The following is a 6742-nucleotide window of genomic DNA, read 5'->3' as shown; positions in this document are numbered from 1 at the left end:
TCGACGAGACACAGGCTCAAGGGGACCTGAAGGAGGGCCAGACCGGATGGGCGATGATCTGCGGCAGGAAACGATGGCGCTGCTTGTAGCTGACGGCATATCTTTCTCCTTTGTGTGTCTGCCAGACGAGCGGGCGGGCACGGAAGTGGTCGCGCTCTGGCTGCCAGACATACTCGTCCAACCTGATGAAAACCTGACTTGTACACCCAGCCCAAACAGGTGCGAGGGGTCGGTCTATTACCAAAGGCTCTGAGGGCTGATTCTCTAGGGTTCCCGCCCAGATTGATCCGTGACCCTTGTTGTGTACCGCCCCGGGTTGATCGGAGGCTCCAACTCCTGAGAAGGTGGAACCATGACAAGCAAGGCGACCAACAAGTTCTCTCCCGAGGTCCGGACCCCCCGCGGTGCGGCTGGTTCTGGATCACGAACGCGAGCATACGTCGCGGTGGGCGGCGGTTTCATCGATCGCCGCCAAGATCGGCTGCAAGAAAGCCGAGCGTGACGGCGGCGTGCGCGCCGGAGTTCCCACGGATGCTGCGACGAAACTGAAGGCTCTGGAACGCGAGAGCCGCGAGCTTCGCAGGCCAACGAGAGCAAGGCTTCCGCGTATTTTGCCCAGGCGAAGCTCGACCGCCGGTTCAGGCCACGATCGCGATCATCGAAGATAACCGCAAGGCGCATGGGGTTGAGCCGATCTGCAAGGTGCTGCCGATCGCCCCGTCGACCTACCACGACCATGTCGCCAAGCGCGTCGACCCCTGCCGGCTGTCGGCTCGGGCAAGATGGGATACAGCCTCGAAGGACGAGGTCCGACGGTTTGAGGCGAACTTCCGCGTCTACGGCATTCGCAAGGTCTGGCGGCGGTTGCGTCGCGAGGGCTTCGAGGTCGCCCGCTGCACGGTTGCCCGCTTGATGAAGGCCATGCGCCTCGAAGGCATCGTCCGCGGCAAGCCGATCCGCACTACGGTGAGCGACAAGGCCGCACCTTGCCCTCTCGACCACGTCAACCGCCAGTTCCATGCTCCGGCGCCGAACATGCTGCGGGTCTCCGACTTCACCTGCGTCGCGACCTGGACGGGCTTCGTCTATGTCGCCTTTGTCATCGAGGCGCGAAGGATCGTCGGCTGGCGGGTGAGCCGGACGGCGCATGCAGCCTTCGTTCTCGATGCCCTGGAACAGGCTCTCCATGATCGGCGGCCCGTGCAGGGAGGCGGGCTCATCCATCACAGCGATAGAGGCAGCCAAGGCGGATTCACCGGATCGTCGCAACACCGGCATCATACTGTCCCCCAAGGAGCTGGTCGAGGAGTTCGGCAGGTGTTTTCCAGCCGAGCGTTTTGCGCGGTCTTGTGTTGATAGCATGGGCAACTGCGTCCAGTTCCCGGGCTGTGTGCCGACTGAGATCCGTGCCCTTTGGAAAGTACTGTCTCAGGAAGCCGTTGGTGTTTTCGTTGGAGTCTCGCTGCCACGGGCTTGGGGATCGCAGAAGTAAATCTCGAGCCCGGTGTCGATGCGCAGGTCGGCTGCTGCGCCATTTCCGCTCCATGGTCCCAAGTCAGCGACTGACGCAGTTGCTCGGGAAGTTTGCCCATGGATCGGGCTATGGCTCTGCGGACTGCTTCAGCGCCGTGGCCGGCAAGTGGTGGACCGTTCTTGATGCGCAGGCTCTGCTGATAGCCATGCATGCGCGGCAGGTGAAGCACGCATTGTGAAGCGTGAACTCGTTCCACGAGCGTACCGATCGCCTAGCTTCCGAGGCCAAGGATGAGGTCGCCTTCCCAATGTCCGGGGACAGCCCGATCGGCAATTTCGGCCGGACGGTCGCTTATTATAAGGGCGTCTCCAATGAAGGACTTGTTGCGAACTCGGGCCCGTTCGCGCGGTACGCGCGTTCGCGCGGTACGCGCAACGCTCGGCCTGAACGCAGACATGCGGTCAGTCCTCGGCGCAATGCTCCGCGTCCTTGAATGTACAAGGACTGATAGATCGTCTCGTGGCTGATCCGCATGGTTGATCCTCTGGGTAATCGATCTGAAGCCGATTTAGCGATCTGCTCGGGGCTTCAGGCTGCCGACCACCTCCGGCTCTGTCGTTTTTTCCATACCCACCTTGGGGCCCTCGAATGAGGCGCCATTGGGGTTGGTGACTTTGCCGGCCAAGCGCTCCTCAACATGTTCACGCAGAGCCGGATTGACCGCCAGCTTGCCAGGAGGCCGCCGGGACTCACGATCGGCGTGCCATTGGGCGGCACTGGCCGGTAATCCAGATTGCCGCTGCGCGTCGCGGCATTGCGCCTGACCTCCCGCGAGATTGTGCTCGGCGGCCGACCTAGCTTACGAGCAATGGCCCGGATGCCGATTCCCTTGGCAAGCTCAAGCGCAATATCCTCGCGCTCCCGAAAGAAAGATATCGCCCCGAAGGCGGCTTCGCCCACGGCGCCAAATGCGTTGGCGGCATCCCTCCTGCACTCCGAAACCAGCGCGGACCAAGAGGCGTTGATGTACCGGCATCCAGTGCGGCCTCCTCGCTCGAATGTCCCAAGGCAATAGCTTGCCAGAACCGGAAGCGATTCTCACGCTGCCAGGCAGGCGGACGCCCGGGCGAATCTAGCTTCTTTCGAGTGCACCGATCTGAAGCGCGTTGGTGAACCGTCATTGCAACCTCCAATCCCTTGGTGTTGCGACGACCGGTTGAATCCGCCCAACACGTCAGCATTCAATACACCGAGCGCTTGGCGGAGGCCGGCGTCGAACCCGCAGTGGGCAGTGTCGGCGACTCTTTCGATAATGCTCTCGCGGAAACGATCAACGGTCTTTACAAGGCCGAGGTGATCCATCGACGCGGACCCTGGCGCTCATTCGAGGCCGTCGAGTTCGCCACGCTCGAATGGGTCGACTGCTTCAACAATCGCTGGCTGCTGGAGCCCATCGGCAACATCCCGCCGGCCGAAGCCGAGGAACGCTACTACGCCATGTTGGATGAACCAGCCATAGCCGCGTGACTCAAACGAAACGGCCTCCGGAATGCCCGGGGCAGTTCACATCGCATTTGATGCCAGCTTCATCGTATTTTCTTCGGCTTGGACGGGCACTTGGCAGACCCACAGAGCTGGGAACCCTTTGCCATACTACAACTGTAACATCATATCGGTTTAGCAGGTCAAGCTTCGGTGGTAACCTCATTGGGTAGAATAACTACTTTGGAGGCGAGCAATGGATCGCGATAACAAACGGGCACGTGCAGCTGCAAGATCATCTCAAGGCGTGGGGAGCAGTAGCCTCCGTGACGTTCCAGAGGGGCCATTGAGCGATGTTGCAGAACGGCTGGTAACCGCTAACCCGCGCGATACAGCGCGAAATCTTGGGGGCTTCAAAGGCCTCGGGACGCACGAGCGAACAGCCGTTCGGGGCACTCAACCCGGGCCAGAAACTGACCTCGCGAGATTTGAAAGGCGGACCAATCGGCTTGGACGATCAGCCATCAATCTGGCCGCGACATTAACAGCCGAATTGGGGTACAGCACGGATGACATAGCATTGCAGAAAGTCGGAGCGGCCAGTAATCTAGGCGATTACCTAACGCCAGGGCTGCAAGATGCTATTGTTAATCGCATTGGCAACATGGATCCGCCGTCGCAAGCTCTCGGAGCTTATTACGTTGCGCCACACTTCAGTAAGTTTACTGACGAAAACAAATCTCGCATTCTTGATCAGGCCATTGGATTGGCTTCTTCTGATCCGGATGGCAATGTCAGAAACATGGCATCCAATGCTATTCTCAACATGTATCACCAGTTCGACGCAAATCAACAGGCCCAAGCTCACTCAGTTTTTCCCGGCATGCAAGACATCTTGCCGCACATGCCGCCGCCGCAGCATGCAGCAGAGGAACGGAGTGCGAATCTGGACGGCCACATAGCAGGTATTGAGGCTGCAGTCCGTGATACAGTAGGCCCGCAAACCTCCTATGAACAGCTGCAGCGGGGTGCTCAAGTCGGGCGGTCCATAAGCCAAGCCTACAATCACGCCCGAGAGGACCTAATGGAGGCCACCAGAAGCAGAGATCGCTCCGGCCGTTGATGTCTCGGCCATGGTACAGTGACGCTTTCTCTCCCGAATTCCGTCTACGGCCTTGCCGTTTCCAATTCGCTGGCCGTTGACGTACCTGCTTAGTGTAACTTTCAAAAACCACGTCTGCCGGGTGATGCGCTGCAAGCATCGCACCACCCACTGCGGCATCGATCTGTCGAGCGGCGACATCGCGCGACGCCGGTTCGGTCTCTGAAGCACGCGCAGCATTAGCTACGGCTAATCCGGCAATGGAACAATGCTTTCAACAAAAACGACGCCCCCCAACATAGCCATTAGCATCGCGTGCTCACTCGCCGTGGGCTTCTGTGCGGCAAGTCTTTACGCAACCTTCCGCCACGGCGGCAGCGGCGAGGCTCTGATGGCGTTTGATGTCCGTGCCTTTTGGTTTGAGACGCCCTTCTATTTGGGTTTCGCAACCCCCGTTTTCTATCGGGGCGCGGCTATCGTGCTCTCGACGTCCGCGGTCGTCTTGCTGATTCAGCAGATCGTATTGCGCCGCAAGCTCGAACACCACGGGACGGCTCGTTGGGCTCGAGTGGATGAAATGCGACGCACGGGATATCTGCGACGATACCGTGGCGTGACAGGGCCGGTGTTTGGGAAGACAAGTGGCCCTTTCTGGCCTGGCTACTACCTGACCAATGGCGAGCAGCCTCACAGCCTCATCGTTGCACCGACCCGCGCTGGCAAGGGCGTCGGCATAGTCATTCCAACGCTACTTACATTCAAAGGCTCGGTGATAGCTCTGGACGTCAAGGGGGAGCTCTTTGAGCTCACCTCGAGGGCGCGCAAAGCCGCAGGTGACGACGTGTTTAAATTCGCGCCGCTGGATTCGGAGCGGCGCACAAACTGCTACAATCCGCTGTTGGATCTTATAGCGCTGCCTCCACAGCAGCAATTCACCGAAGCCCGCCGCTTGGCCGCAAACCTGATTACGGCCAAGGGGGAGGGCGCGGAAGGTTTCGTCAGCGGCGCGCGAGATATCTTTGTCGCGGGAATCCTTGCCTGCATCGAGCGGGGCACGCCAACAATCGGCGCCGTCTATGACCTCTTCGCCCAGCCGGGGGAGAAGTTTAAGCTCTTCGCGCGACTCGCCATGGAGACTCAGAACAAAGAGGCACAACGCATCTTCGACGACATGGCGGGGAACGATACGAAAATCCTAACCTCCTACACTTCCGTGCTCGGCGATGGCGGGCTCAACCTGTGGGCGGATCCCGCTGTAAAGGCGGCCACAAGTCGCTCGGACTTTTCGGTCTATGATCTTCGCCGTCGCAGAACGTGCATCTATCTTTGCGTTGGTCCGAACGACCTTGAGGTGATCGCGCCTTTGATACGCTTGTTTTTTCAGCAAATCGTTTCAATTCTGCAGCGGTCGCTGGCCCGCCGGGATGAAAAGCACGAGGTTCTCTTCCTGCTCGATGAGTTCAAGCACCTGGGTAAGCTGGAGGCGATCGAGACCGCAATCACGACTATCGCGGGCTACAAGGGGCGTTTCATGCTCATCATCCAAAGCCTTTCGGCACTGACGGGGGCTTATGGAGAGGCTGGCAAGCAGAATTTTCTCAGCAATACCGGACTGCAAGTGTTCATGGCCACGGCTGATGACGAGACTCCGAACTACATTTCCAAGGCCATCGGTGAATACACGTTTGAAGCCAAATCGATTTCCCACAGCCAGGCGCGAACGTTCGACTGGACCATTCAGAATTCACATCAAGGTGCACCGCTATTGCGTCCCGAACAGGTTCGGCTGCTCGATGACGACTACGAGATTGTTCTCATCAAAGGTCTGCCACCATTAAAATTGAGGAAGGTGCGTTATTTCTCGGATCGCATTCTGAAACGCATCTTTGAACGCCAGACAGGCGCCCTCCCGGAGCCGGCGCCCTTGACGGGAGCAGAGGAGGCGCTCTCCGCCGAATCTCAACTCGATGACCCGCTGTGTGAATTGGCGCAGGACTTTGACGATACAGTTTGATGTGAGGCTGGTGTGGACCCCGCGAAAAAATCCATCCCGTGTAACAGCTTTGTCGCAGGTGCAGGACGCCGGCTTGGAAGAGGGGCAAGCGGGCCAAGCCCGGCGAGTGGGCTTTGAGCAGCACGTGTCCGAGGCGCTCCGGCCGCTGTTCGATGGTCGAGCTGACGAGCCGCCAACCGATCCAGAGGAGCTTCTGCGACTGGAACAGGAGGTTTCGCGAGGTGCTTCAGCGAGGGCAGGATCATCAAGCCGCCTGGTCTTTTTTCAGCAACCCAGGGATGCCCGCTGGACGGGATGACCTCAACAGAAGCGTGTCGGAGGCTTTCGCAAGCTCTGGGACGCCGGAGTTCGGGCCGCCGCCCCCAGTCTTGGCTGCCAGCCAACAGCAGATCCGCCCTTCGCCGGATGAGCTTGACCATGCAACCACCTGCCACCCGAGTGAGTCGTCCCAACAATGAACATTCACCAGCGCTGTTGTGGCCAGCGGAGACGCAGAGGGCCCTGAATGCGCCGCAAGCCGTCGCCATTCAGCAGCAGCTGAGCGAAATCGGCAATTCAGGCGGCCGCGTGCATATGCAGAGAGGGGCTGATGCGATCTCCGGACCGGTAGCTCTCGCCGTAATTGATCAGGCTGGTACTGTTGGAAGGCTTGATCAGCCTCGTCACCCCA

At 59.4% G+C, this 6742-nt stretch carries 2 protein-coding genes, 3 pseudogenes and 1 other annotated feature; of the genes and pseudogenes, 4 read left to right on the top strand and 1 reads right to left on the bottom strand.

The window, feature by feature from the left end:
* Positions 1–352: 352 nt before the first annotated feature.
* A pseudogene (locus NKJ26_RS32905) lies at positions 353–1245 on the top strand (IS3 family transposase); the annotation flags it as partial.
* Positions 604–720 (top strand) — a sequence feature (AL1L pseudoknot). It overlaps the preceding pseudogene by 117 nt.
* A 7-nt stretch (positions 1246–1252) precedes the next feature.
* On the opposite strand, the pseudogene NKJ26_RS32900 reads toward NKJ26_RS32905, so the two are convergent.
* A pseudogene (locus NKJ26_RS32900) lies at positions 1253–2655 on the bottom strand (IS30 family transposase).
* A gap of 43 nt (positions 2656–2698) precedes the next feature.
* Here NKJ26_RS32900 and NKJ26_RS32895 point away from each other — a divergent pair.
* The 3 genes and pseudogenes from NKJ26_RS32895 to virD4 form a co-directional block, all read left to right on the top strand.
* Positions 2699–3001: pseudogene (locus NKJ26_RS32895) on the top strand (integrase core domain-containing protein); the annotation flags it as partial.
* 535 nt (positions 3002–3536) lie between these two features.
* On the top strand, positions 3537–4079 hold the full coding sequence (locus NKJ26_RS32890) for a hypothetical protein (RefSeq protein WP_245264091.1): 543 nt from the start codon (positions 3537–3539) through the stop codon (positions 4077–4079).
* 247 nt (positions 4080–4326) lie between these two features.
* Entirely contained in the window at positions 4327–6072 is a 1746-nt protein-coding gene (gene virD4 / locus NKJ26_RS32885) for a type IV secretion system ATPase VirD4 (protein ID WP_023709052.1), read from the top strand.
* Positions 6073–6742: the final 670 nt, after the last annotated feature.

Source organism: Mesorhizobium sp. M0152 (assembly GCF_040322415.1).
Classification (GTDB): Bacteria; Pseudomonadota; Alphaproteobacteria; order Rhizobiales; family Rhizobiaceae; genus Mesorhizobium.
Note: the sequence above shows the minus strand (reverse complement) of the source record. Positions and strands in the feature narration are given on the sequence as shown.

What these genes read in the sequence shown, in the direction of transcription:
- virD4 (WP_023709052.1), top strand. Translation starts at nt 4,327, where the DNA reads ATGCTTTCAACAAAAACGACGCCCCCCAACATAGCCATTAGCATCGCG.